This window comes from Enterobacter sp. CM29, assembly GCF_013179605.1.
GTDB lineage: Bacteria > Pseudomonadota > Gammaproteobacteria > Enterobacterales > Enterobacteriaceae > Enterobacter > Enterobacter intestinihominis.
This window is the reverse complement of the sequence record NZ_JABMCU010000041.1, coordinates 1-25,526: the sequence shown is the minus strand read 5'-3', so window position 1 is coordinate 25,526 and position 25,526 is coordinate 1. Positions and strand designations below refer to the sequence as shown.

Here is a 25,526-nt window from a genome sequence, read left to right as displayed (position 1 = left end):
GGCCAATTGAGTACAGCATCAGCTACTGCCGCAGCGACCTATACGTCTTTGTGTGCGAGGAGTAGGGCCTCGCGCGTGGGGGCGCAGTCTCCACCGCGATGGCTGACTACCCAGGCGGCCACGGCATTGCCAAGCTGCACCGACTCTGGCAGTGACCATCCCGCAGCCAGCCCGGCAAGGGTACCTCCCGCATGGCTGTCACCGGCGCCGATGGTATCGACCACGGTAGCAGGAAACGCCGGAACGTGTCCGGAAGCGTCACCGTCGTACCAGACCGCCCCGTCTTTATCATGGCGTACGATTAGCGCAGCGCCAAACCGTTGCTGCCACTGAGTGCCGAGCTGTTCCACGTTCACGCCAAGCCATTCGGCGGCAAGTTCCGCCTCCTGCCGATTGAGCGAGACAACCGGTTTACGGGCCATAATCCGCGCCATCAGCGGGTCGGGAATATCCGCGATGCGCGGACCGAAATCGATAAAGAGCGTCACAACCTGAAGACGTTCCACCCAGGCCGTCAGCAGCTCGCCGCTGGGCGACGCCAGCTGGTAGCCGGACAAATAGATCAGGCTTTTCTCCGGCACGCTCAACCCATCCAGCCAGCGTTGCTGCCACTGATTCTCCACACCGCTAAACGACATGAAGGTCCGTTCACCATCAGGCTCCACCAGCGCCAGGCACCAGCCGTTATCGCCCGTTTCCGCTTCCACGGCGCTGTGCAGATCCTGCTTCGCCATGGCATTACGGATAATATCGGCCCACACGCCATGGCCAACGGGAAGCGCGTTTTGCGCTGCAATGCCGAGCCGCTTGAGGGCGATGGCGATATTCAGCGCGCAGCCGCCAATATTCACTCCCTGTTGCTTAAGCTCGATATCACACCCGCGCCAGGGCAGGGCGTAGGCGTCGGCAATCACGTCGATGACCGCCGCGCCGAGCACCGTTACGGGGCGCGTAGCGTGAAGGGTTTCGAGACGGCGGGCAAAAGCACTCATACGCCCTCCCTTTGCTCCCGGAAGTGCAGCAGTTTTTCGCAGTAGCGTCCGAAATCAAGCTGGTTTACGGCATCAAGTTCGCTTTTAAGCGCCGGATCAATGGCCTGTACACCGTGCAGCGCGCCACAGATGGCCGTTGCCATCGCGCCGATAGTGTCAGTATCACCGCCCAGGTTAGCGCATAACACCGCGCAGCGGTTCGGATCGGTGCCCGCGAGTTCGACCATCGCAATCGCCGCCGGAACGGACTCCAGTGTGCTCGTGCCCGCGCCAATAAGCTGATAGATCTGCTCGCTGGCGGACTCCGTACCGTTGGCTTCGCGCACGGTTTTCAGGGCCAGCTCAATACGAGCGGAAAGCGATGCGCTGAAAGTGGTGGTGTTCGCCTCCTGCGCCGCACGGGCAATACCCGGCAGGGCATCGGCGATGTTCTGCCAGCGCTCGCCGTCGATAGCGCGTGAAACCGCCCACGCGATCACCACCGCACCGGCGATGGCGAGATCCGATTTATGGGTCGGGCTGGAGGCTAACGCAACCTGTTCAACAAAATGTGCCAGACGCGTGGCCGGTAGCAGGCATCCCAGCGGGGAGGCGCGCATCGCCGCCCCGTTGGTGACGCCGTTATTTTCCAGCTCGCTCACCGGCTTGCCGTCACGGATGGCGTTCAGGGCAATTTTGGAGGTCGGGCCGAGCACATTCTTATTGAACGCGTCAAAATCCAGCGCCCAGTCCAGAATATGCTTACCGATAACGTCAGGATTAATTTCCCCGTCGCATTCGATAATCGCGTCGGCCAGGCACAGCGCCATCGACGTATCATCCGTAAATTCGGCCTGATTAAAGTAGCAGGCGGCATTATTCTCAGCCGGGCCGGGTAAGAAACGGTCGATCCAGCCGAAGTGCGCTTTCACCCGCTTGCGCGGCCACAGTTCAGACGGCATCCCCATCGCATCCCCTAACGCCTGCCCGTAAAGAGCACCGAGAATACGGTCTTGTTTCATTTAACTTCCCCTCGTGTCAGCGCGGTATCGCCATCAACCACCTCAATTGCGGTGATCTCTTTATCCGATTCGCGGAAAAACAGCATAAACAGCACGGCAATCACTACAATCATGATTGCACCAAACGTCCACATTCCGGCCCAGTTGAAGGTCAGCCCATTCACCGGCTCTTTATAGGCGAACATTTTTTCCATCATCACGCCGCCGAGACGGTAACCCAGCAGGCTACCAAAGCCCTGACAGCACAGCGTGATCAAGCCCTGCGCCGCGTTGCGCATATGCACGGGCGCTTTTTTATCCACGTAGATGTACGCGGTGACGTAATAGAAGTCATAGCTTACGCCGTGCAGCAGAATGCCGAGGAACAGCAGGGCGTAGGTGAAGTATTGTTCGGCGCCGCCGTAAACAAAGAAGCCGTAGCGAATGGCGGCGGTGATCAGGCCCAGCAGCAAGACCTTCTTAATACCAAAGCGTTTGGTAAAGAACGGCAGAGCGAGCATGAAGAAGATTTCAGAGAACTGGCCGAGGGTCATCCAGCCGGTGGCGTTTTTCATCCCCACTTCGGTGAGATAGCCGTTGGCAAAGATGTAGTAGAAAGCCAGCGGCATGGCGAACAGGAATGAGCAGAAGAAGAACACCAGGAAGTTTTTATCGCGCAGCAGGATCAGCGCATCCAGCCCCAGCATCACTTTGATATCCAGCTTGCCGGTGCTCTTCGGCGGGGTATTCGGCAGGAAAAGTGCGAAGACGCCGAGCAGAAGGGAGCTGGCAGCGGTCATCAGCAGCGGGATATTGGTGTCAGAGATGTCGCTATAGCCCATCATCTGCGGCAGGAAGCCGCACGCCAGGCCGGAGGCAATCCAGCCGATGGTGCCCATCACGCGGATGCGCGGGAAATCAGCCTCCACGTCATCGACGTTCGCAAAAGCGATGCTGTTCGTCAGCGCGATGGTCGGCATATAGGTCAGGGAGTAGGCCAGCAACAGCGGGAAGAAGGTGCTGAACTGGGTTTGCTGTGCTGCGAAATACATCAGAATCGCGCCAGCGAACATCAGCACGGCCAGCACTTTCTGAGCGGCGAAGAAACGGTCGGTCAGCGAGCCGACCAGGATAGGAGAGAGGATCGCGGCAATAGCGGTACAGGCATAGGACCAGCCAATTTCCCCGGCGGTAAACCCGCTTTTGCTCAGCCACAGCCACAGCGGCACAAACCACGCGCCCCAGATAAACCATTCAACAAACATCATGAATGACAGTTGGACTTTCGTTTTCATTTTTTAATCCTGCATGTCAGAGGTACGCATGTAACATACCATGTGATAATACCTTTTAAATACCTTTAAGGCGATTGTTTGATCAGTGTAACAAAAATGTTGTACATGAAACGAGCCAGCAGATTGTGCTTAAAAAAGTTGCAAATGGTGGAAAATAGGTTAAGTCGGTACCAGGCTTAGTCTGCCTGCAAAAACGTGGGCTTGGATCACACGCTCCGACATCATGTCGGACATACGGGAGCATCACTATGACTGATATTGCGCAGCTGCTTGGCAAAGACGCCGACAGCCTTTTACAGCATCGTTGTATGACCATTCCAGCCGACCAGCTTTATCTGCCTGGCCATGATTACGTAGACCGCGTCATGGTCGACAACAACCGTCCTCCTGCCGTACTGCGAAACATGCAGACGCTTTATAATACCGGCCGCCTGGGCGGAACCGGGTACCTCTCTATTCTGCCCGTTGACCAGGGCGTTGAACACTCTGCGGGGGCATCGTTTGCCGCGAACCCGCTCTATTTTGATCCGAAAAATATCGTCGAGCTGGCGATTGAGGCGGGCTGTAACTGCGTGGCCTCCACCTACGGCGTGTTGGCCTCCGTGTCGCGTCGCTATGCCCACCGCATTCCGTTCCTCGTTAAGCTGAACCACAACGAAACCCTGAGCTACCCAACCGAATACGACCAGACGCTCTACGCCAGCGTCGAGCAGGCGTTCAATATGGGTGCGGTGGCGGTCGGGGCAACCATCTATTTCGGTTCTGAACAGTCGCGTCGTCAGATAGAAGAGATCTCCGCGGCGTTCGAGCGCGCCCACGAGCTGGGCATGGTAACCGTGCTGTGGGCCTATCTGCGTAACGGCTCGTTCAAAAAAGACGGGGTGGATTACCACGTGTCTGCGGATCTGACCGGTCAGGCAAACCACCTTGCGGCGACCATCGGCGCGGACATCGTGAAGCAGAAAATGGCCGAGAATAACGGCGGCTATAAAGCGGTGAACTTTGGCTATACCGACGACCGCGTCTACAGCAAGCTGACCAGCGACAACCCGATCGATCTGGTGCGCTACCAGCTGGCGAACTGCTATATGGGCCGCGCCGGGCTGATTAACTCCGGCGGTGCGGCAGGCGGTGAAACCGACCTGACCGATGCGGTGCGCACGGCGGTGATTAACAAACGCGCGGGCGGCATGGGGCTGATCCTCGGCCGTAAGGCGTTCAAAAAATCTATGGCCGACGGCGTGAAGCTGATCAACGCGGTTCAGGACGTCTATCTGGACAGTAAGGTCACGATCGCTTAAGTCTTTTCCCCTCACCCTAACCCTCTCCCCAACGGGGAGAGGGGACTGTTCAGTGCATACGGGAAGAGGGCCGCCACCCGGCAACACATCAGCGCAAAAGCTGACAGTCCGGCGGCAACCGGCACTGCAACGCCCCGGGCAACACCTCAATGCGGAATCGCTCGCCGCTGAGCGGCTCTCCGTCAAGGTTAAAGGTCATGCCGTGGGGGGCGATCACCTCAAACCACGCGGATGTGCCGTCGATGATATTGGGGCTCTCCTCTGGCTGCGTCAGCGTCGTAAACAGCGCAGGCAGCAGCCCGTCGCCGGTAAAAATACGCAGCTGTAATTGACCGTCGTTGATCAATGCTTCCGGGCAAAGCTGCTGACCGCCCCCCGCCTGCCGCCCGTTGCCGATACCAATCACCAGCGCGTCGCCCTGCCAGTGGAAGTTTTCACCTTGGATCTCACAGCTGTCGGGCCTGAGCGTGTCCATGCGCATCAGACCATGGATGAGATACGAAACGCCGCCCAGCGCGGCCTTCAGTTTTTCCGGCGTTTCGCTGGTAATGCGGGTGCCGAAACCGCCGGTCGCCATATTGATAAAGCAGGTTTTTTCATTCACCTGAGCAATATCGACGGCGGTAGCCTTACCGAGAATGGCCAGCTGTAGCGCTTTGCCTACATCCTCCGGAATACCGGCGCTGGTGGCAAAATCGTTGGCGGTACCGAGCGGTAAAATCCCCATCGCCGGGCGAGCTGCGTCCTTGAGGTCAATGAGCGCACCGGCGATCTCGTTGATCGTTCCGTCGCCGCCGCCGGAAATGATGGTCTGAACACCTAACCTGATGCCCTCGTCGATGTAGCGCGCCGCATCGCCTTTTTCAAACGTTACCCGCACGTGTATGCATGCTCCGTCTTCACGCAATTCGGTAATCGCCTGGCGCAGCAGATCGTTGCCTGCACTCTTGCCGTTAAGAATTAATAAACTGTCTGGATAGGTTGCCATCCGGGTTGCTCCCTTTTTTAACTATAGAAAGAGTGTATCCCAGAGAGGGAAAAAGCGGGTAAGAACAGGATGAAAGGCAAAAAATAAGCCCGCGTAAGGGCTTTGAAATCGACTAAAGAACCCCGTAGCGCTTACAGTGCATACTACTGCCGCTCAATTGACTATTGTGGTCAACGTTTGAGGTGTGACATTGGCCTTGCCTCGATTTTGAGCTGCTTACGCCAGACCCGATTATGTAGCGTTAGCGCAATGGAGCGGTAAAAAATCGATGAATTCATCCACATAATGTTCAGAAAGAAACATCCCAGCCCCAGCAAAGAGGTTATTTGCGGTGTGTAGTTCTCAACAGGGCCGAATAAAAGCGAAATCCCCGTCCAGATGAAATAAATGATGCTCATTATGCCTGTCAGCGTAATGACGAAAATATGCAGTTTGTATCCAGGTAAAGAACCTCGTGTAGTCAGAAACATCGTGCTCATCACTACCAGACAATACACAATCGCTGCAATGAATACTCCCATCATAACCTTAAATTCGGGTAAGCCGAGCCAGCGAAACAGCAACAACCAGAGGGACACTTGCAGCATGGCGTAGCAAAAAATAGCCAGTAACGTGCTCACTGCCAAAGGAATTCCTGTCATATGGACGCCCACAGGAACGCCGAACCGATCTTTTAACTGTTCTTTTAATGTTTCAAGCTGGTTGGGATCATCGGTCGCCATTTTACTTTTAACCAAAGCACTTAATGCAAGGCTATCTTTAATGTATTTCATCATGGACGGGTCAATAACTTCCTGTAAATGAAAAAGACTGAATTAAACCAAAAATGTATTTACCCGTTTGTGCAACATTCTGTGGATTTCTGATATTTCCTGAGATGGCACTTCCAACGAAGGCAGAAGAATTTGAAATGGTATTCAGCAACTCACGCTGTAAGAGCAACTGCAACGCTTCTGACGGATAACGTTTGGGATACACGCCTGCCTTCATTGCTGCTTTTACACCTGAATTCGAGATGCCGGGATTGCGGATACGAATAATCTCCTCTGTTAATCGCGTACGGTCGGCCCGGCTCATTTTTTGTAATAAGGAGAGCAAACTCTCAGACGATGAACGGTTAAGAAGGCGATATGTTAATGCAGCGCTTTTTAAACCCGCAGCAGCCCCGGCAAGAGAAATCGCATCCAGGGCTGTGTTGGTTGCTGTATACCACTCCTGGGAGTCCATCCACGCAACGTAGTCATCGTGATTCATAGCAATCAACGATAGTCGGCCAAGCCCATTTGCACATTGAATTCCAGTTGCTACACCACCTGCTAAAATCACAGCGGCTATAGCACCGGAAGACCCTGCAGTGAGAGGTATAGCCATACCGGCCCCTGCCGCAAGTACAACAGTAAGAATTGCGGCTCCGCAGGAAATTGCCGTTGAACCAATTTCAGTCGCCAGGGAAGGGGACTGAATCGTAGCCGTTGTTGCGTGAACGGGGTTAACTTGTGAGGCATTTACTTTGGTTATGACTACATGACTAACCGAGCTTTCGTTTGGTGTCGCAATCCTTCTTGATGGCCGTACTAGCCACTGACGTGTACCGTCTGAGTAGATAATCCCGGCCTGGCTAAAATTTCTGCTGCAGTCCAGTTGACCTGCAAGTGCTGTGAAATTTATATCGCCGCCAGAGGCAAGACCAAGACTGCGTGCGAGTTCGTAATCTGGAAGATCTTTTGAAAGTTGTCCTGTGAATGTCACTTCATCTCTCCGTCCGTGTGAAGCATTGATTGTTAATAAATCAAGAGTAAAGGTCCTGTTAACACTTAAAATTAGGAATGTTCCGAATAGTGTTCATCCCTCTCAAATCCATTAAAAAATGTGATTAGGCTCCTTTGTTCGTTCGATTTGCTTAGATGATACGCCTAATGCTGACACAAACCTTTCCCGGGTCAATGCAACGCCATATTTATCAGGGGGAAAAATTTCAGGAGTTAACAAAAAAATAAGCCCGCGTAAGGGAGATTACGCAGGCTAAGGAGGTGGTTCCTGGTACAGCTAGCATTTATGGGTTATGTTTTTCAGCGGGGGGATAATACCCGTATTGAACGAAGCGGTATGTGATCCGATTCTAAGAATTATCCCAGCGTGAAAAAATCCCGTTGATTGACTATTTGCCGTGCGGATTTCGGGTATTTTCACCTTCAAAATTGCGCATCAGCAGCGCAAACTCCAGCTCTACTTCTTCAGGAACCGGCAGCCAGACCACATGGCCGTCGCCAGGTGCGACCTCAATCGCCTCACCTTTTTTGTTTTCCAGATGCTCCAGGCGGAAGTTCATGTTGCCCTGCGGTGTCATCAGCTCCAGGCTGTCGCCTTTAGTGAATTTGTTTTTTACGGCGACGGCGGCCAGCGGGCCTTTACGCTCGCCGGTGAAGTCGCCTACAAACTGCTGGCGTTCGGAAATCGAATAGCCATGCTCGTAGTTCTGGTAGTCGTCGTGGGTATGTCGACGCAGGAAACCTTCGGTATAACCGCGATGCGCCAGGCCTTCCAGCGTTTCCAGCAGGCTGGTGTCGAACGGTTTACCGGCGGCGGCATCGTCGATGGCTTTGCGATACACCTGCGCGGTACGAGCGCAGTAGTAATAGGACTTGGTGCGGCCTTCGATTTTCAGGGAGTGCACGCCCATCTGGGTTAAACGCTCCACGTGCGCGATGGCGCGCAGATCCTTCGAGTTCATGATGTAGGTGCCGTGCTCGTCTTCGAAGGCGGTCATGTACTCACCCGGACGTTTGGCTTCTTCGATCATAAACACGCTGTCGGTAGGCGCGCCGATACCCAGCGTTGGCTCAACGTTGGTGACCGGGATCGGCTCGTGTTTATGCACGATGTTACCGATGTCATCCTCTTTGCCTTCCTGAACGTTATATTCCCAGCGGCAGGCGTTGGTGCAGGTGCCCTGGTTCGGGTCACGCTTGTTGATGTAGCCAGAGAGCAGGCAGCGGCCGGAGTAGGCCATGCACAGCGCGCCGTGGACGAAGATTTCGATTTCCATATCCGGCACCTGGGTGCGGATCTCTTCGATCTCTTCTAGGGACAGCTCGCGAGACAGAATGACGCGGGTCAGCCCCATCTGTTTCCAGAATTTCACCGTTGCCCAGTTGACGGCGTTAGCCTGCACCGAGAGGTGAATGTCCATCTCCGGGAAGTTCTCCCGAACCAGCATGATTAAACCCGGGTCTGACATGATCAGCGCGTCCGGCCCCATCTCCACGACCGGCTTCAGGTCACGAATGAATGTTTTCAGCTTGGCGTTGTGCGGCGCGATGTTCACCACCACGTAGAATTTTTTGCCCAGGGCATGCGCTTCGTTGATGCCGAGCTGAAGATTCTCGTGGTTGAATTCGTTGTTACGCACGCGCAGCGAATAGCGCGGCTGGCCCGCGTAGACGGCGTCGGCGCCATAGGCGAAAGCGTAACGCATATTTTGCAGCGTTCCCGCCGGGGAAAGGAGTTCCGGTTTAAACATGTTTGTTCTCGTTCTGATGACAGGTCAGATCCGCGTGCACCAGGTGCAGCGGTAAGGGGAGATCCCCCACTTTAAGGGCGGGCATTGTAGCGCTGCGGGGCGGGGAGGTAAAGCCCGGACCCCTCACCCTAACCCTCTCCCCAGGGGGGAGAGGGGACTAAAACACCCTCTGCCCCCTGGGGAGAGGGCAGGGTGAGGGGAGAATGTTGTCAGGCAATCCTGCACGCATCCGCTTCCCAGCGATACCCCACGCCGTACACCGCGCGAATAAACGACTGGTCGGCGTCCAGCGCCTCCAGCTTGCGGCGCAGGTTTTTGATGTGGCTGTCGATGGTGCGGTCGGTCACCACGCGGTAATCGTCATACAGATGGTTGAGCAGCTGCTCGCGGGAAAACACTTTTCCCGGCTCGTGGGAGAGGGTTTTCAGCAGGCGGAACTCTGCGGGGGTGAGATCCAATAGTTTGCTGCGCCAGCTCGCCTGGAAGCGGCTTTCGTCGACGATCAGCGGGCTTTGTGCATCCAGCACCTGCAATTCACGCTGCGGCTTGCAGCGGCGGAGGATGGTTTTCACGCGAGCGACCACCTCCCGCGGGCTGTAAGGCTTGCAGATGTAATCGTCAGCGCCGATTTCGAGCCCCAGCAGACGGTCGATCTCTTCGATTTTGGCCGTCACCATCACGATGGGCACATCGGAGAAACGACGAATTTCCCGGCACAGGGTCAGGCCGTCAGTACCCGGCAGCATCAGATCCAGCAGGATCAGATCCGGCGGCGTCTGGCGCACGTAGGGCAGCACCTGGTCGCCGTGGCTGATAAGCGTTGGCGCATAGCTCGCGGCACGTAAATAGTCGATCAGCAGTTGCCCAAGTTTAGGCTCGTCTTCCACGATCAAAATACGCGGTGTGTTGTCGTCAATCGGTAACTCGGTCATGCTTCCCTCGATAAATCCCGTTCCAGAGGTAACTCTACTGTAATGCTAACCCCGCCAAAAGGCGAATGGGCGGCGCGGATGGTGCCACCATGCGCCTCCACAATGTTTACGCAAATCGCCAGCCCAAGGCCGGAGCCCCCGCTGGCGCGGTTACGCGAACCTTCGGTGCGATAGAAGCGCTCGAACAGTTTTTCCAGCTGCGCATCCTTCACGCCAGGGGCGGAGTCCGCAAAGGTCAGGGCAAAGCGCCCGTTTTCCTGCTTGCCGGAGATATGCAACCCGCCGCCGCCGTCGGTGTAGCGGAGGCTGTTCTCCAGCAGATTATTGAACAGCTGCATCAGGCGATCTCTGTCACCGAATACCACCGCGCTGTCAGGCAGCGAGAGGTTGATTTTCAGGTCACGGCTGGCGAAGCGTTCGCGGAACGCGCCGGTCACGACTTCAAGGATATTGATCACGTCGATTGGGGCTTTCTGGTAGGCCAGGGCGCCTTCATCGGACATGGAAAGCTGATGCAGATCGTCCACCAGCTTGGTCAGCGTACCGACTTCCGCCTGTAGCGAGGCCACGGATTCGGGGGTGAACTGCCGCAAGCCGTCCTGAATCGCCTCCAGCTCGCCGCGCAGCACCGCCAGTGGGGTGCGCAGCTCGTGCGAAATGTCGGCCATAAAGTCGCGGCGCATCTGCTGGTTTTTCTCCAGCGTGCTGGCGAGCTGGTTGAAGTCCTGCGCCAGCTTGCCCAGTTCATCCTGACTGCGGGTGTCCACGCGGGTCGAGAAATCACCCGCCGCCAGCTTATGCGTGCCTTCCACCAGGCGTTTAACCGGCGCCAGCAGGCCGCGCGCCAGCGGGAAGGTGGCGAGCGCCGCAAGCAGGGTAGAAAGCGCGACAATCAGCCAACTGGTCTGGCGCTGCTGGCGATCAAAGTTGATGTCGGTGTTGCGCGTCAGCCGCTCGACCGGCGAGGCAATAACCCAGCCCACCGTGGCGCCGTTCGAGGTGATGGCGCGCTTTGTACCGTCCGGCGGTACCGGCGAGCGTGGGCCAACGAGCACGCGCATCTCCTGATCAATCACCCAGAACTGGGTGCGCCAGCCGTGCGGCGGCATGCCCGGCCCCGGACGGTCGTCGTCATTATCGTGCTCCAGCGAGCGCAGAATTTGAAATATAAAACGATCGTTATTGCGCAGAAAACGCCAGTTACCGTGCAGGCTATACTGTTCCCCCAGCGCGTCGCTTAAGCCCTGTAAACGCTGTTCGTTACCGTGCTTGATGTAGTCAATAAAGCCGCGCTCAAAGCTGACCCGCACCGCCCAGTGCATGGTAATCAGCAGGACGATACAGGTGGCGAAAATCGCTACAAAAAGCTTACCGGTGATCCCCGGACGCCAGAATTTCATGGTGCACTCCTTTTGCCGCGTCGGATCACAACGTTTTTGGTCGTGTCATTCGGTACTCTGGCAAAGATAAAAGCGGGCAGGGCGATAATTACCGCCATGCTGAGGTAGGTGTATAAAAAGACCTGATGCGCGACGGGGGTGTCGGCGCTGAGATGGTGCTGACCGTACATGCCGAGCAGCAATCCGGCGACCGTGACCCCCACGCTCATGGAGAGCTGCATGATCATCGACAGCAGGCTGTTACCACTGCTCGCCAGTTCGTCCGACAGATCTTTCAGCGTCAGGGTGTTCATCGACGAGAAGCGCATGGAGTTGATGATCCCCTGGCAGAACAGCACCAGCGGCAGGATGTAGTACCAGCCCAGCAGCGCCACGGTCATAAACAGCAGACTAACCAGCGCCAGCCCGAGCGTGGCGGCCACCAGCACCCGGCGATAGCCAAAGCGGTTTACCACCTGCACCACAATACGCTTCATCCCCATGCTGCCGAGCACCATCGGGATCATCATCAGCCCGGCATGGAACGGCGAGAAGCCCATCCCAATCTGTAAAAATACCGGCGTCATAAACGGCAACATGCCGCTGCCGATGCGTCCGGCAAAGCTGCCGAACAGACCAAGACGGTAGGTGGGATTCTTGAACAGGTTCAGGCTAAACAGCGCGTTAGCGTTGCCTCTGGCATGCCACAGATACCAGAGAATGGCGGTGACACCCAGCGCTACCAGCAGGGCGAGCGACAGGGAGGAGATCCCCAGCCCTTTTTGCCCGTCGAGCGCCAGGGTGAGCGTCGCCATGCCAGCTGCCAGCAGGATGAAGCCAAAGAAATCAAAGCGCCGGGTCTGCATTTTATAGTTCGGCATCAGTGTCAGGGTGGCAATCGCGCCGATAATACCGACCGGCAGGTTGATCAGGAAGATCCAGTGCCAGGAGGCATACTCCACCAGAATACCGCCCAGCGCCGGGCCCAGCAGCGGGCCGACCTGACCGGGCAGGGTGACGAAGGTCATCGCCGCCATATACTGCGCGCGCGGAACAATTTTCATCACCGTTAACCGCCCGACGGGCACCATCATCGCACCGCCGACGCCCTGTAGCACGCGCGCCATCACCAACTGGTCGAGGGTATTGGCCTGGGCGCAAAACAGCGAGCCGGTGGTAAACAGCACAATGGCGGTGAAGAAGATGTTCCGTACGCCGACTTTATCCGCCAGCCAGCCGCTGGCGGGCAGCATCACGGCGACCGTCAGCACGTAGGCGACAATCACCATATGCATGTGCAGCGGGCTCTCCCCCAGGCTTTTCGCCATTGAGGGGAGGGCTGTGTTCACGATGGTCGTGTCCAGCGACTGCATAAAGAAGCCGAACGCGACGATCCACAATTGCCAGCGAACGTTACTGGGTAGGTCGGTCATTTACTCGGTCACCGTGGTTCTCTTTTTACGCGAAAAACGCAGCCGCAGGCGGTCAAAGAACAGATAGACTACCGGCGTGGTGTAGAGCGTCAGCAGCTGGCTCATCACCAGGCCGCCAACGATCGTGATCCCCAGCGGCTGGCGCAGTTCAGAGCCGTCACCGCCGGATATGACCAGCGGCAGTGCGCCGAACAGCGCGGCCAGCGTAGTCATCATGATCGGGCGAAAACGCAGCAGACAGGCCTGGAATATCGCCTCGTCCGGCGTCAGGTTGCCGTTGCGCTGGGCGTCCAGGGCAAAGTCAACCATCATTATCGCGTTTTTCTTCACAATACCTATTAATAGCATGATCCCAATGAGCGCGATGAGGCTGAATGGAGCACCGAACAGCTCCAGCGCCAGCAGCGCCCCCACGCCCGCAGAGGGAAGCGTGGAGAGAATGGTCAACGGGTGCACGTAGCTTTCGTACAGCACGCCCAGCACGATATAAACCGTGGCAATGGCCGCCAGGATCAATATGACCTGCGAGTTCATGGTGTCCTGGAACACCTGCGCCGTACCGGCAAAGCTGCCGCGCACGGAGGAGGGCACCCCAAGCTGGGTCATGGCGCGGTTGATGGCGTCACTGGCCTCAGACAGCGACGAGCCGGTTGGCAGGTTAAAAGACACGGTCGAGGCGGCGGAAAGCCCCTGGTGGTTCACCGACAGCGGCGCGTTCGACGGCTGCCAGCTGGCGAAGTACGACAGCGGGATCGCCTTGCCGTCATCATTGATCACAAACATCTTGTCCAGCGCGCTGATGTCCTGGGTGTAGCGCGGATCAACTTCCATTACCACCTTGTACTGGTTCATCGGCTGATAGATGGTGGAGACTTCACGCTGCCCGAAGGCGTTGTTAAGCAGGCTGTTGGCCGCCTCCACGTTAATGCCCAGGCGGGCCATAGTTTCACGATCGTAGGTGAGCGCCATCTCCGCGCCGTTGTTCTGGCTGTCGGAGTTCACGTCCGCCAGCTGCGGCAGCGCGGCCAGCGCTTTACGGATCTTCGGCTCCCACTCGCGCAGGGCGGCTAAGTCATCCGAGAGCAGGGTGTACTGATAGCTGGCGTTAGCCTGTCGTCCGCCGACGCGGATATCCTGAACGGCCATCAAAAACAGGTTCGCCCCCGGCTCTTTGGCGAGCTTCACCCGCAAGCGGTCAATGATCTGCTGCGCCGTTTCGTGACGTTCACCGCGCGGCTTAAGGGTAATAAACATCATCCCGCTGTTAACGCGCGAGCCGCCGGTAAAGCCGGTAACGTTGTCTACGGCCGGATCTTCCCGGATGATTTTCATAAAGTCCTGAAGCTTGCCGCGCATCGCCTGGAACGAAATGCTCTGGTCTGCCTGAATACCGCCCATCAGCACGCCGGTATCCTGCTCCGGGAAGAAGGTTTTCGGGATGGTGATATACATCCAGACGTTGAGCCCGATGGTGGCGATAAGCACCAGCCCGACAATACGCGTGTGGTTCAGCACCCATTTCAGCGATTTGCCGTAGCCGGACTGCATCGCCATCAGGACGTGGCCAAAGCCTTTCCTGCGCGGCTGTGAGTGTGGTTGGCTGCGCTTTAGCATCCAGCCGCACATCATCGGCGTTAGCGTCAGCGAAATCACCAGTGAGATACCAATGGCGACGGAGAGCGTGACGGCAAATTCGCGCAGCAGTCGCCCCGGCAGGCCGCCCATCAGCAGCAGCGGCAGGAACACCGCCACCAGCGACAGGCTCATGGACAGGACCGTGAAGCCCACTTCGCGCGTCCCCTGAAGCGCCGCCTGGAGCGGCTTCATGCCCGCTTCCAGATGACGCGAGATATTCTCCAGCACCACGATGGCATCATCCACCACAAACCCGGTGGCAATCGTCAGCGCCATCAGCGACAGGTTGTTAAGGCTAAACCCGCACAGGTACATGGCGGCAAAGGTGCCTATCAGCGATACCGGGACCGCTACCGCCGGGATCAGCGTGGCGCGCCCCGAGCGCAGGAACAGGAACACCACCAGAATTACCAGCGCGACGGAGATGATCAGCGTTTGCTCTACCTCTTCAAGCGAGGCGCGGATGGTGGGGGAGCGGTCCTGCGCAATCTGGAGATCGATGGCCGCCGGAATGGTTTCCTGAAGCTCCGGCAGCCGCGCGCGGATGCTGTTCACCGTCTGAATGATGTTGGCTTCCGGCAGCTTGCGGATCATCAGCAAAATCGCCGGTTTGGCATTGGTCATCCCGGCGTTACGCACGTCCTGCACCGAATCGGTGACGCTGGCGACGTCGCTCAGGCGCACCGCCGCGCCGTTGTTGTAGTGAATAATCAACGGCTGATACTCGGCGGCGGTTTTCAGCTCGTCGTTGGTCTGGATTTGCCAGCGGTGGCTGCTGTCCTCAATCGCGCCCTGCGGCTTACGCACGTTGGCGTTGCTGATGGCGGATCGCACGTCGTCCAGCGACACGCCCTGATTAAACAGCGCCTGCGGATTCAGCCCCACGCGCACGGCGGGCAAGGAGCTGCCGCCGACGTCCACGTCGCCCACGCCGTCAATCTGGGCGATGGTTTGCGCCAGCTGGGTGGAGGCAAAATCGTACAGCTCGCCCTGGGAGTAGGTCTCTGACGTAAGCGTCAGGATCATGATCGGCGCATCGGACGGGTTGGCCTTGCGGTAGGTTGGACGGCTCGGCATGCCGCTCGGCAGCAGGCTTTGGGCGGCGTTAATCGCAGCCTGCACGTCGCGCGCCGCACCGTTGATATCCCGGTCGAAGTTAAATTCCAGAATGATGCGCGTGCTGCCCAGCGAACTGCTGGAGGTCATCTCGTTAACCCCGGCAATCCGCCCAAGCGATCGCTCAAGCGGCGTCGCCACCGATGAGGCCATGGTTTCCGGCGATGCGCCCGGCAGCGAGGCGCTGACCATGATCACCGGGAAATCGACCTGCGGTAGCGGGGCCACCGGCAGCAGCCGGAAGCCGAGCACGCCGCACAGGGTGATAGCGACGGAGAGTAAAATCGTCGCCACCGGACGGTAAATGAAGAGGGCGAAAAACTTCACTTACGCCTCCTCTTCACGTTTCGGGAAGCGGCTTTTTGTCCACAGGGCCAAACGGTCAAACAGCAGGTAGATAACCGGCGTGGTAAACAGCGTCAGCACCTGGCTCACCAGCAGACCGCCGACCATGCCGATGCCCAGCGGACGGCGCAGTTCGGCCCCCACGCCGGTGCTCAGCATCAGGGGCAGCGCGCCCAGCAGGGCGGCGAGAGTGGTCATCAGGATCGGGCGAAAACGCAGCAGACAGGCCTGGTAAATGGCCTCGCGCGGCGCCATACCCTGCTCGCGCTCGGCGGCCAGCGCAAAGTCGATCATCATGATGGCGTTTTTCTTCACGATGCCGATAAGCAGGATGATGCCAATTATCGCAATCACGTCCAGTTCGCTCCCCGCCAGCATCAGCGCCAGCAGCGCCCCCACGCCCGCCGTCGGCAGGGTGGAGAGGATGGTGATCGGGTGGATGAAACTCTCATACAGCACGCCAAGCACGATATACATCGCCACCACCGCCGCGACAATCAGCCAGACGGTGCTGCCCAGCGCGGCCTGGAACGCCAGCGTACTGCCCTGGAACTGGGTTTGAATATCGGACGGGAAGCTGAGTTCTTTCTCCGCGCCCAGAATGGCCTCCACCGCTTCGCCCAGGGAATACCCGTCCGGCACGTTGAACGAAATGGTGGTGGACGGGAACTGATCGAGATGGTTAATCGACAGCGGGGTGTGGCGCTCTTCCACGCTGGCAATGGCGCTGAGCGGCACAATCCCGCCGTCTTTGCTGGTCAGGCGTATCGAGTCCAGCGCGGCAAGCCCGGGCGTGTTCTCGGTGTTATGTTCCAGCACCACGCGATACTGGTTGGCCTGGGTGTAAATGGTGGAGATCAGTCGCTGACCAAAGGCGTTATACAGGGCGTTATCCACGTCGGACATGGTAATGCCCAGACGGCTGGCGGTGTCGCGGTTGACGTTCACGTACGCCGCCAGCCCTTTATCCTGCCAGTCGCTGCTGACGTCAGAAACCTGCGGCAGTGCTTTCAGCTTATCCACCAGCTGCGGCACCCAGGTGCTGAGTGCATCAAGCGAGGTGGCCTGGAGCGTAAACTGGTACTGCGTGCGGCTCACCTGCGTATCAATGGTTAAATCCTGGATCGGTTGCAGATACAGCTCAATGCCCGGCACGCGCGCCACCGCGCTTTGCAGGCGCTCAATTACCGCGTTGACGCGATCGTCGCGGTCATCAAGCGGTTTAAGGTTAATTTGCAGGCGCGCGCTGTTGAGCGACGGGTTGGTGCCATCCACGCCCACGTAGGCAGTCAGGCTTTCCACCGCCGGATCTTTCATGATGATCTCAGACACCTGCTGCTGGCGCTGCGCCATGTTGGCGAAGGAGACCGTCTGCGGCGCCTGAAGCGTGCCCTGAATAATGCCGTTGTCCTGAATCGGGAAGAAGCCTTTCGGAATGAAAATCCACAGCATCACGCTGAGCGCCAGGGTGCCGAGCGCCACGCCGAGCGTCGCCCAGGGATGGTTCAGGACTTTCGCCAGCACGCGGCCGTAGGCGGCGATAATGCGCTCGAACATCCGCTCGGAGGCGCGCGAGAAGCGGTTTTGCTTGCGCAAAGATTCGTGGCTCAGCATGCGGGCGCACATCATCGGCGTTAGCGTCAGCGACACCACGGCAGAGATCAGAATGGCGACCGCCAGCGTCACGGCAAACTCGCGGAACAGCCGCCCGACGATATCGCCCATAAACAGTAGCGGGATCAGCACCGCAATCAGCGAGAAGGTGAGCGAGATGATGGTAAAGCCAATTTCTCCTGCGCCCTTCAGCGCGGCGGCTAAGGGCTTTTCACCTTTTTCGATATAGCGCGAGATGTTCTCGATGACCACGATGGCATCGTCCACCACGAACCCGGTGGCGATGGTGAGCGCCATCAGCGTCAGGTTATTAATCGAAAAGTCGAGGAACACCATCACCGCAAACGTCCCGACCAGCGAGAGCGGCACGGCGACGGCGGGAATGATGGTTGCCGGAACGTTGCGCAGGAACAGGTAGATGATCATCACCACCAGCGCAATCGCCAGCATCAGCTCGAACTGGGTGTCTGACACCGAGGCGCGAATATTCGTGGTGCGGTCAGAAAGCACTTTCACGCTCACCGATTTTGGCAGGCTTTCCACCAGCTGCGGCAGCATGGTGCGAATGCTGTCGGCGGTATCAATAATGTTCGCGCCCGGCTGGCGCTGAACGTTCATGACAATCGCCTGCTGCTTATTGGCCCACGCCCCGAGCCAGCTGTTTTCCGCGCCTTGTTCTACGGTTGCCACGTCGCCGAGGCGGATCGGCGCGCCGTTTTGATAGGCCACAATCAGCTGGCGGTATTCATCGGCGGACTGCATCTGGTCGTTGGCAGAGAGCGTGACCGCACGGGTTGGGCCGTCCAGCGAGCCCTTCGCTGAGTTAACGTTGGCGCTGCTGATGGCGGTGCGAATGGTTTCGCTGGTTAACCCCAGCGCGGCAATGGCCTGGGCATTGAGCTTAACGCGCACAGCGGGGCGTTGACCGCCCGCCAGCGTCACCAGTCCCACGCCGGTCACCTGCGAAATCTTCTGCGCCACGCGGGTTTCGACCATGTCTTCCACCTGCGTCATCGGCATGGCCGAGGAGGTGACGGCAAGCGTCATGATCGGCGGGTCTGCCGGGTTCACCTTGCTGTAAACCGGTGGATTCGGCAGGTCAGACGGCAGCAGGTTAGTGGCGGCGTTAATCGCGGCCTGCACCTCCTGCTCGGCGACGTCCAGCGACAGCGTAAGCTGGAACTGAAGCGTGACGACCGAGGCGCCGCCTGAGCTCTGGGAGGACATCTGCTTCAGGCCAGACATCTGGCCAAACTGACGCTCCAGCGGGGCGGTGATGGCGGACGTCAGCACATCCGGACTGGCGCCCGGATAGAGGGTGACAACCTGAATGGTCGGGTAGTCCACTTCCGGCAGCGCCGACACGGGCAGAAAACGGTAGCCAATGATCCCGGCCAGCAGGATCGCCACCATCAACAGGGTCGTCGCAACCGGACGTAAGATAAACAGGCGTGATGGCCCACCTGTAGAGCTCGGCGGCATCACCTGCATCAGGCTTTTGCTCCTGTATTCTGCGCTTCCACCACCTCGACCTGCGCCCCTTCGGTCAGACGGTCAATACCGTCGGTTACGACGCGGTCGCCAGCGGACAGCCCGGCACTGATCACCACCGTCTGACTGTCCTGGATCCCGGTTTTCACCAGATGTTTGCTGACCTTGTTTTCGCTGTTCAGCACCCAGACAAAGTTGCCTTCACTGCCCATTTGCAGGGCCGCCGTCGGGATCACCACGGCGTTTTCTTCTGTCGCGACCAGCATTCGCGCATTGACGAACTGATTCGGGAACAGGGCATCGTCCTGATTGTTGAAGCGTGCTTTAAGCTTGATGGTGCCGGTGGTGGTATCGATTTGGTTATCCAGGCTCAACAGCGAACCTTCGCTCAGCTTCTGCTTGTTGGTGCGATCCCAGGCTTCAACCACCAGCGCTTTTCCGGCCTTCTGCGCCTGTATCACCGTCGCAATGTCGCTTTCCGGCAGGGTAAAGACGAGATCGATAGGGTGCGTCTGGATGATCACCACGATGCCCGTGGTATCGCCGCTGGAGATTTGGTTGCCGATATCAACCTGTTTCAGGCCCACGCGGCCGTCAATCGGCGCGGTGATCCGGCTCCAGTCGAGCTGGAGCTGGGCGCTGGCGACCGCGGCTTCGTCGGCCTTGATGGTGCCCTGAGATTCACTGACCAGAGACTGCTGGGTATCCAGCTCCTGGCGCGACACGAGGTTGGTTTTTACCAGCTGCTGATAGCGGGCTAAATCGCGGCGGGCATTGGCGAGGGTGGCTTTGTCTTTCGCGAGCTGCCCCTGCGCCTGCGCCAGGGCCACCTTAAACTGGCTTGGGTCGATTTCCGCCAGCAGATCGCCGGCTTTCACCTGCTGGCCTTCCTGGAAGTGGATGGCCATCAGCTGACCGTCCACGCGGCTACGTACCGTCACGGTGTTGGCGGCGGTAATGGTTCCCAGCCCGGAGAGATAACGAGGCACCGCTTTATTCACCGCCGTTGCCGCCTGCACCGGTGCCAGCGCCGCGCCGCGAATACCGTGGCGCCCGCCGCCCGTTGGACGTTGTGAGGGGCTATTGGCGCCAGCAGGTGCCGTGGAGTTCGCGGACTGGCTGTGCCAGTACCAGGCGGCGGCCAGGACCACCACAATCAGACCAACGGCGATTGCCCAGCGGGATTTGTTACTGCCTTTCATCGTTATACGTTCTCGTCCTGAAACACTTTCGGGGAATGATACTAGTTTAGTCAGGTAACACAGCGGAAAAATGGAGGAAATATGGAAGACTGTCAGGAATGGTCTGAGTGTGGTGCGTTGTTTCGCCGGGTGGCGGCTTCGCCTTACCCGGCCTACAAGATCCTCGAACCGTAGGCCGGGTAAGCGCAGCGCCACCCGGCACAACTCCATTAGCTAAACACCACCTGCGCCCAGCGCGCCAGCCCTGCCGTAACGGAGCCAAAGTCATCGCCGCCGGCAATCGGGATCCCCGGCAGCTGTTCCGCCAGCGCTTTCTTGATCAGCGGTGAACGGGCGCTACCGCCGGTCAGGTAAATCACGTCCGGTTTCTCTTTGCCATTCTCAAGCGCCAGCTGCACCTGCTCCAGAATACGCTGTAGCGGCTGAGCCAGCGCCATTTCCAGCCCTTCCTGGGTGATAGCCGTAGCCAGATCGTCACTGATAAACGGCAGCGTAACCGCATGCTCAGGACGATCGGAAAGGGCGATTTTGCTCTCTTCGGCGGTGCGCACCACCCGGTAGCTCAGACGCTGACGCCACACCTTATACAGCAGCGCGACCTTCTCTGCATCCTGCGCATCACGCACCAGATCGTTAAGGAAACGCCCATTCGCGGTGCTGTAAAAATCACTCTGGGCAGGGACGTCGTTGATGGCAATCGCATTCCACCATGGCAGGATCGGCAGGGCGATGCCTTTCTCGGTTTGACCGCCCATGCCGAGCAGCGGCATCAGGCTCTTGAATGCCAGGGCGATATCCAGATCGTTACCGCCCACGCGGCAGCCGCTGTGCCCCAGCAGGCTGTTTTCACGATCGCGACGATTATGCCACTGCGGACCCATCAGCAGTAATGAACAGTCCGTCGTACCACCGCCGATGTCCACCACCAGCACCCGTTTCTCTTCCGTCAGCGTGGCTTCAAAATCCAGCCCCGCCGCAACCGGCTCATACTGGAACACCACGTCACGGAAGCCAGCCCGGTGCGCTGCACGCTCAAGGATCCCCTGCGCCTGTTGGTTGGCTTCGTCGCCGCCCAGCCCCTGGAAGTTGATCGGACGGCCAATCACCGCCTGGGTGATGGCATCCGGCACCTGCGACTGCGCCTGATTGCGGATGTGCAGCATCATCGCGCAGACCAGATCTTCAAACATCGCCACCTGCTGTGGCTTCAGTCCGCTGGCGCCAAGGAAGGATTTCGGCGATTTAACGAAGTAGACCTCTTCCGGGTCTTCAATGTACTGCCCGAGGGAAGAGAGGCCGAACTGCACGCTGGAAGGGGTAACGTCGATATCTTCCTCGCGGTTAAAGCTGACCGCACGGCGCAGCAGCGCCTGGGTTTCCGCCGCCGTGGCCGGAACCTGATGATGGCGGAACAGCCACTCGCTCACCGCTTCACGCGTGGGCGCACAGAGCATTGACGGCAACAGCGTACTGCCGTTTTCCATTTTCAGGAGCTGCGGTTGTCCGTTTTGCATTATCGCAACCGAGCAGTTTGCGGTGCCGTAGTCGAATCCAATAAACACAATAAATCCCCATGCCGGTGAGAAGGGGCGAGACTTTAGCGAAATGTCTGCCAGGCGACAACAGGAATATGAAAGCAAGGCGCAACGCGATCTTTCGGTTTATGCTGAGGTAAATACAAAAGGAGATACGATGTTCACCCTGAACTGGCAACCGCCCTACGACTGGCAGTGGATGTTTGGCTTTTTTGCCGCGCGTGCGGTAACAGGGGTTGAGACCGTTACGGAGTATTACTACGAACGCAGTTTTGGCTATGCGGGGCATCAGGGCATATTTCGGGTTGTGCCAGACAGCGCAACCCATACGCTGGCGGTGTCGCTCAGCCCTGGCCTGATCCCGGTGGCGGATATTTGCCTGGACCGCATTGCCCGCCTGTTCGATCTTGATTGCGACCCGCTAAGAATTGCGCAGACCCTGGGCGACCTCGGCGCGGCGCGGCCGGGGTTACGTTTGCCGGGCGCGATGGATGCCTACGAGCAGGGCGTGCGCGCCATTCTCGGGCAACTGGTGAGCGTGGCGATGGCGGCAAAACTGGCGTCAAGAGTGGTGGCGCTGTGCGGTGAACCCATCCAGGACGCGCCGGGCTACCTCTGTTTTCCTCCGCCAGAGGTACTGGCCGCGGTGGATCCGCTGGCGTTGAAAGCCCTTGGGATGCCGCTCAAGCGTGCGGAGTCGTTGATTCATCTGGCGCAGTCGGTGGTGGACGGTGAATTCCCGCTGTTCCCGCCTGCGAACGTCGAGGCCGGGATGAAGGCGCTACAGCAGCGCCCCGGCATCGGGCGCTGGACCGCTAATTATCTGGCCTTGCGCGGCTGGCAGGCGAAGGATGTTTTCCTGCCGGATGATTATCTCATTAAACAGCGCTTTGCCGGTATGACGCCCGCGCAGATCCGTCGCTATGCCGAGCGCTGGCAGCCGTGGCGCTCGTATGCGCTGTTACATATCTGGTACACCGACGGCTGGTCGCCGTCAGTTGATGGCGAAATAGCTGGTATTCAGCAGTAGATCGAGCGGCTGCGCTTCCCCGATGGTGTCGCCGTAAATAAAGTCAATGCCGATGCCCGACAGCGTATTCATCATGATCGACTGATGGCATGGCCCGGCAATGGTTTTTATGCCCAGACGCTGGGCGTGGCCCTGAATGATGGTCACCATCATCTCATCCATCAGATTGCCGTGGACGTTGGTCACCACGTCTGCATCCAGCAGCAGATAATCAGCGGTGTTGGCGCTGAGCTGGCTGAAGACGTTCATATCGCGTCCAACCCGGGTCAGCACCACGCGACAGCCAGCCTGACGAAGCTTTTGCAGACCCTGCTGCACGTTTTCATCCGTATTGCTCAGCACATCAACGGCGATCGCCAGATGCAGCAGCCGCGCCGGCAGCGGACCTCTGGTGATCAGGTCGAGCAGCTCATCCACCAGCGTGACGCTGGCTAAACCCGCTTCTGAGAGCGGCAGCGCGACGCCCATCCCTTTGGCCGCCACCTGTGCGGCATAGGTACGGAAAAATTCGCTGAATATACGTCGGTCAAGGGCGTGCAGCAGCTCCGGCTCCGCCAGCCCGGCGCGGAAGGCATGCTCTTCCAGCACTTCCCCCTGGCTGGTCCACAACCGCAGGGAAATCAGCCAGAAGCTACTGCTCTCGGGAATGCGCGGTGAGGCGACGCTGCGGGCGATCATCAGCAGATGATTATCTTTGATCATGTGCCACTGCTCATCCAGCGACATCATGCTGCGCGTGCTGTGGATCCGCTCCTGCTGGGGTTCATAGACGGTGACCACACCGCGCCCGCTGTTTTTCGAGGCGTAACAGGCGATATCGGCCTGAGACATCACTTCCGCTGTCTGATAATTAGCGTCGTCAATCAACGTGATCCCCGCGCTGGCGCCGATGCGGTGCAGGCGTCCTTCCCAGGAAAAATGATAGTTGTTGATGGCGTCGATCAACCGGCCCGCAATATAGCGTGCGCTTTCGACGTTGCAGTCCGGCAGCAGCAGGCCAAACTCGTCGCCGCCCAGACGCGCCAGCACGTCGCTGGAGCGCAGCATGGTCAGCATCAGCGAAGAGAGTTCGCGCAGGAGCGCGTCGCCCGCCGCGTGGCCTGCGGTATCGTTCACCGCCTTAAAACGGTCAAGATCGATAAAGACCAGCGCGTGACGCTGATGGGTCTCCTGTACCGTCTGCAACAGGCGCTTAAGATGGTTTTCAAAACTGACGCGGTTCGCCAGGTGGGTAAGGGCGTCATGGGAAGCGCTGTAGCTCAGCTGGCGCAGCATTTTGCGCGACTCGGTGACATCCTGAATCACCAGCACCGAGCCGATAGCGTGCCCCTCCAGGGTGCTGAGCGGGGTAATGCTGTAATGAATGTCGAAACTGCCGCCATTCCGGCAGTTAAGCACCACATCCTGTTCGATATCGGTACGGGACATATCGCCGCTGTGGATGTTTTCCATTAACGGGCCGTTCTCGCCGAAGGTAATGTGCAGCACCTTCAGAACGGGCTGACCCAGCGCTTCGCTTTGCGACCAGCCGCTCATCTTCTCTGCGACCGGGTTCATAAAGGTGATGTTCATGTCGATATCGGTGCACAGCACCGCTTCGCCGATGGAGTCGAGGGTGATATGCAGGCGCTCTTTTTCCTGGAACAGCGCCTCGTTCAACTGCTTCACCTCGGTCATATCCATGTTGATCCCTAACAGCCGCTCCACTTCGCCCTGTTTGTTCAGCACCCGGTTCGCCAGCGAACGAATGTGGCGAATGCCATCCTTGACGCGAATGCGAAATTCCAGCTTGAAAGGCACCCTGGCCTGGAGTGACTCACGCAGTACCTGTTCGGCGTGCGCACGATCTTCAGGCACCATGGCCGCATGCCAGAGCTGCCAGGTAGGTTTAATGTGCGGGGGGATCTCGTACAGCTCAAACATCCGTTTATCCCAGCTGATCACGTCCGGCTCGAGATCCCACTCCCAGATCCCGATGCCGCCGGCTTCGTTCGCGAGGGTGATACGCTCCATCAGACGCTTATTCACCCACTCGGTCTGTTTCAGGTCGTTGATGTCTTCAATCTGGGCAATAAAGTAGAGCGGCGTGCCGTCTGCATGGCGCACAACGGAAACGGCCAGCAGCGCCCACACCACTTCGCCGCTGCGGGTGTAGTAGCGTTTTTCGAGGCTGTAGCTGTTGATCTCCCCGTTAATCAGCTGTTGCAACTGCTCCAGGTCGGTATTTAAATCTTCCGGCCAGGTTAACTGCTGGAACGTGAGCGACTGAAGCTCAGACTGACTGTAACCGAGGAAATTGCACAGCGCCTTGTTGGCCTGAAGCCACTGGCCCTCAATGCCCACCAGCGCCATACCAATCGCGGAATATTCCATCGCATTACGAAAACGTTCTTCGCTTTCAGTAATATGTTTACGCTCGGCCCGGAAGGCATACATCACCATCGTCATAATGTTGGCGGGGAGCAGCATCATCAGGAAGGGAAGCCATGGCGCGTTGAAGGTCACCATCATGTTTGAAGGTGTCATGGAGGGCGGGTTTCGCGCCATCATCAAGGACACCATCATGATGGTGAATAAAAAAATCAGGAATGCTTCCATTCGCGGCAGGCGTACCGCGCTCCACATCAGCAAAACGATGATGCAGGTGAACGGCCACGGCAGCCAGGTGATTGCCGTCCAGCTAAGAACCAGCGTAACGACCAGGGTCACCAGCGTTTCCAGCAGCAGTCTCGGGTTGC

Annotated in this window: 18 protein-coding genes; 3 read left to right on the top strand and 15 right to left on the bottom strand. The window is 58.2% G+C overall.

All coding sequences use genetic code 11. The features are described from left to right. A partial coding sequence (locus HP459_RS23490) for a hypothetical protein (RefSeq protein WP_253939627.1) occupies positions 1–65 on the top strand: 65 nt, incomplete at its 5' end. On the opposite strand, the gene HP459_RS07640 is transcribed toward HP459_RS23490, so the two are convergent. Genes HP459_RS07640 through HP459_RS07630 form a run of 3 tightly spaced genes read right to left on the bottom strand, consistent with a single transcriptional unit; the run spans position 39 to position 3,267 of the window. Further along, a complete protein-coding gene (locus HP459_RS07640) occupies positions 39–992 on the bottom strand; it encodes a PfkB family carbohydrate kinase (RefSeq protein WP_155025716.1) in 954 nt (317 codons plus the stop codon). The two genes, HP459_RS23490 and HP459_RS07640, sit on opposite strands and share 27 nt — an antisense overlap. Further along, the gene (locus HP459_RS07635) at positions 989–1,993 is read right to left on the bottom strand and encodes an ADP-ribosylglycohydrolase family protein (RefSeq protein ID WP_023300562.1); all 1,005 of its coding nucleotides are present in this window, start codon (positions 1,991–1,993) and stop codon (positions 989–991) included. Before HP459_RS07635 ends, HP459_RS07640 begins: the two co-directional genes overlap by 4 nt. Further along, positions 1,990–3,267, bottom strand: coding sequence for a nucleoside permease (locus HP459_RS07630; protein WP_022648655.1), 1,278 nt, complete (start codon positions 3,265–3,267; stop codon positions 1,990–1,992). Before HP459_RS07630 ends, HP459_RS07635 begins: the two co-directional genes overlap by 4 nt. Positions 3,268–3,515: 248 nt before the next feature. Between HP459_RS07630 and fbaB the strand changes: the two genes are divergently transcribed. Further along, a complete protein-coding gene (gene fbaB / locus HP459_RS07625; RefSeq protein WP_022648654.1) occupies positions 3,516–4,568 on the top strand; it encodes a class I fructose-bisphosphate aldolase in 1,053 nt (350 codons plus the stop codon). A gap of 88 nt (positions 4,569–4,656) precedes the next feature. Here the strand turns inward: fbaB and yegS are convergent, their stop codons facing one another. The 11 genes from yegS to yegD all read right to left on the bottom strand — a co-directional run bounded on the left by yegS (position 4,657) and on the right by yegD (position 21,785). Continuing rightward, entirely contained in the window at positions 4,657–5,556 is a 900-nt protein-coding gene (gene yegS, locus HP459_RS07620; RefSeq protein ID WP_171936083.1) for a lipid kinase YegS, read from the bottom strand. A gap of 170 nt (positions 5,557–5,726) precedes the next feature. Next, entirely contained in the window at positions 5,727–6,332 is a 606-nt protein-coding gene (locus HP459_RS07615) for a hypothetical protein (protein ID WP_023306583.1), read from the bottom strand. A gap of 7 nt (positions 6,333–6,339) precedes the next feature. Next, entirely contained in the window at positions 6,340–7,305 is a 966-nt protein-coding gene (locus HP459_RS23485; protein WP_023300559.1) for a hypothetical protein, read from the bottom strand. Positions 7,306–7,714: 409 nt separating this feature from the next. Then, positions 7,715–9,076: a tRNA 5-hydroxyuridine modification protein YegQ gene (yegQ, locus tag HP459_RS07605; protein ID WP_017383261.1), complete on the bottom strand. Its 1,362-nt coding sequence runs from the start codon at positions 9,074–9,076 to the stop codon at positions 7,715–7,717. A gap of 209 nt (positions 9,077–9,285) precedes the next feature. Continuing rightward, complete coding sequence (gene baeR, locus HP459_RS07600) at positions 9,286–10,008, bottom strand: two-component system response regulator BaeR (RefSeq protein WP_015572364.1); 723 nt, start codon at positions 10,006–10,008, stop codon at positions 9,286–9,288. Next, complete coding sequence (gene baeS / locus HP459_RS07595) at positions 10,005–11,408, bottom strand: two-component system sensor histidine kinase BaeS (RefSeq protein ID WP_022648650.1); 1,404 nt, start codon at positions 11,406–11,408, stop codon at positions 10,005–10,007. The genes baeR and baeS overlap by 4 nt, the downstream gene beginning before the upstream one ends. After that, positions 11,405–12,820 (bottom strand): MFS transporter, encoded by a 1,416-nt coding sequence (locus HP459_RS07590; protein WP_171936082.1) that lies wholly within the window; start codon positions 12,818–12,820, stop codon positions 11,405–11,407. Before HP459_RS07590 ends, baeS begins: the two co-directional genes overlap by 4 nt. After that, positions 12,821–15,898 carry a multidrug efflux RND transporter permease subunit MdtC gene (gene mdtC, locus HP459_RS07585; protein ID WP_022648648.1) on the bottom strand — a complete coding sequence of 1,026 codons (3,078 nt, stop codon included), beginning with the start codon at positions 15,896–15,898 and terminating at the stop codon, positions 12,821–12,823. It lies immediately after the preceding gene. Next, positions 15,899–19,021, bottom strand: coding sequence for an MdtB/MuxB family multidrug efflux RND transporter permease subunit (locus HP459_RS07580; RefSeq protein ID WP_171936081.1), 3,123 nt, complete (start codon positions 19,019–19,021; stop codon positions 15,899–15,901). It lies immediately after the preceding gene. Further along, complete coding sequence (locus tag HP459_RS07575; protein ID WP_171936080.1) at positions 19,021–20,223, bottom strand: MdtA/MuxA family multidrug efflux RND transporter periplasmic adaptor subunit; 1,203 nt, start codon at positions 20,221–20,223, stop codon at positions 19,021–19,023. Before HP459_RS07575 ends, HP459_RS07580 begins: the two co-directional genes overlap by 1 nt. Before the next feature lie 209 nt (positions 20,224–20,432). Further along, on the bottom strand, positions 20,433–21,785 hold the full coding sequence (gene yegD / locus HP459_RS07570; RefSeq protein ID WP_171936079.1) for a molecular chaperone: 1,353 nt from the start codon (positions 21,783–21,785) through the stop codon (positions 20,433–20,435). 130 nt (positions 21,786–21,915) lie between these two features. On the opposite strand from yegD, the gene alkA reads away from it, so the two are divergent. Continuing rightward, positions 21,916–22,788, top strand: a complete 873-nt coding sequence (gene alkA, locus HP459_RS07565; protein WP_048965646.1) for a DNA-3-methyladenine glycosylase 2 — start codon at positions 21,916–21,918, stop codon at positions 22,786–22,788. Here alkA and HP459_RS07560 read toward each other — a convergent pair. Beyond that, on the bottom strand, positions 22,753–25,526 hold a 2,774-nt coding region (locus HP459_RS07560), incomplete at its 5' end, for a diguanylate cyclase (protein WP_171936078.1). The two genes, alkA and HP459_RS07560, sit on opposite strands and share 36 nt — an antisense overlap.

Bases quoted from the DNA above. Each gene is read 5' to 3' on its own strand.
- HP459_RS07640 (WP_155025716.1), bottom strand. From the start codon at position 992: ATGAGTGCTTTTGCCCGCCGTCTCGAAACCCTTCACGCTACGCGCCCC.
- HP459_RS07635 (WP_023300562.1), bottom strand. From the start codon at position 1,993: ATGAAACAAGACCGTATTCTCGGTGCTCTTTACGGGCAGGCGTTAGGG.
- HP459_RS07630 (WP_022648655.1), bottom strand. From the start codon at position 3,267: ATGAAAACGAAAGTCCAACTGTCATTCATGATGTTTGTTGAATGGTTT.
- fbaB (WP_022648654.1), top strand. From the start codon at position 3,516: ATGACTGATATTGCGCAGCTGCTTGGCAAAGACGCCGACAGCCTTTTA.
- yegS (WP_171936083.1), bottom strand. From the start codon at position 5,556: ATGGCAACCTATCCAGACAGTTTATTAATTCTTAACGGCAAGAGTGCA.
- HP459_RS07615 (WP_023306583.1), bottom strand. From the start codon at position 6,332: ATGATGAAATACATTAAAGATAGCCTTGCATTAAGTGCTTTGGTTAAA.
- yegQ (WP_017383261.1), bottom strand. From the start codon at position 9,076: ATGTTTAAACCGGAACTCCTTTCCCCGGCGGGAACGCTGCAAAATATG.
- baeR (WP_015572364.1), bottom strand. From the start codon at position 10,008: ATGACCGAGTTACCGATTGACGACAACACACCGCGTATTTTGATCGTG.
- baeS (WP_022648650.1), bottom strand. From the start codon at position 11,408: ATGAAATTCTGGCGTCCGGGGATCACCGGTAAGCTTTTTGTAGCGATT.
- HP459_RS07590 (WP_171936082.1), bottom strand. From the start codon at position 12,820: ATGACCGACCTACCCAGTAACGTTCGCTGGCAATTGTGGATCGTCGCG.
- HP459_RS07580 (WP_171936081.1), bottom strand. From the start codon at position 19,021: ATGCAGGTGATGCCGCCGAGCTCTACAGGTGGGCCATCACGCCTGTTT.
- HP459_RS07575 (WP_171936080.1), bottom strand. From the start codon at position 20,223: ATGAAAGGCAGTAACAAATCCCGCTGGGCAATCGCCGTTGGTCTGATT.
- alkA (WP_048965646.1), top strand. From the start codon at position 21,916: ATGTTCACCCTGAACTGGCAACCGCCCTACGACTGGCAGTGGATGTTT.